This is a genomic window from Actinoallomurus sp. NPDC052274 (genome assembly GCF_040679475.1).
GTDB classification, from domain to species: domain Bacteria; phylum Actinomycetota; class Actinomycetes; order Streptosporangiales; family Streptosporangiaceae; genus Actinoallomurus; species Actinoallomurus liliacearum.
Genome location: NZ_JBFAUT010000177.1, coordinates 1 through 1003 on the forward strand (window position 1 = coordinate 1; position 1003 = coordinate 1003).

At 51.9% G+C, this 1003-nt stretch carries 1 rRNA gene; it reads right to left on the bottom strand.

The features are described 5' to 3' along the window. Positions 1-1003, bottom strand: a 23S ribosomal RNA gene (locus tag AB0K82_RS44740); the annotation flags it as partial.

The following is a 1003-nucleotide window of genomic DNA, read 5'->3' on the forward strand; positions in this document are numbered from 1 at the left end:
TAGTTACCACCGCCGTTTACTGGCGCTTAAGTTCTCAGCTTCGCCAGGACGAATCCTGACTAACCGGTCCCCTTAACGTTCCAGCACCGGGCAGGCGTCAGTCCGTATACATCGCCTTACGGCTTCGCACGGACCTGTGTTTTTAGTAAACAGTCGCTTCTCGCTGGTCTCTGCGGCCACCCCCAGCTCAGAGTGCAAGACTCATCACCGGTGATGGCCCCCCTTCTCCCGAAGTTACGGGGGCATTTTGCCGAGTTCCTTAACGAGAGTTCGCTCGCTCACCTTAGAATTCTCATCTTGACTACCTGTGTCGGTTTGCGGTACGGGCACCTGTTATCTATCTAGAGGCTTTTCTCGGCAGTGTGAAATCAACGACTCGAGGAAACAATTTCCTCTCCCCATCACAGCTCAGCCTTATGAGTGCCGGATTTGCCTAACACTCAGCCTTACTGCTTGGACGTGCACTCCAACAGCACGCTTCGCCTATCCTACTGCGTCCCCCCATCGATTAAAACGATACTAGGTGGTACAGGAATATCAACCTGTTATCCATCGCCTACGCCTGTCGGCCTCAGCTTAGGACCCGACTAACCCAGAGCGGACGAGCCTTCCTCTGGAAACCTTAGTCAATCGGTGGACGGGATTCTCACCCGTCTTTCGCTACTCACACCGGCATTCTCACTTCTAAGCGCTCCACATGTCCTTGCGATCATGCTTCGACGCCCTTAGAACGCTCTCCTACCATTGTCCAAAGGACAATCCACAGCTTCGGTAATATGTTTAGCCCCGGTACATTTTCGGCGCAGTGTCACTCGACTAGTGAGCTATTACGCACTCTTTAAATGATGGCTGCTTCTAAGCCAACATCCTAGTTGTCTGGGCAACGCCACATCCTTTTCCACTTAACATATATTTTGGGACCTTAGCTGGTGGTCTGGGCTGTTTCCCTTTCGAACACGGACCTTATCACCCATGTTCTGACTCCCAAGTTAAATTAATTGGC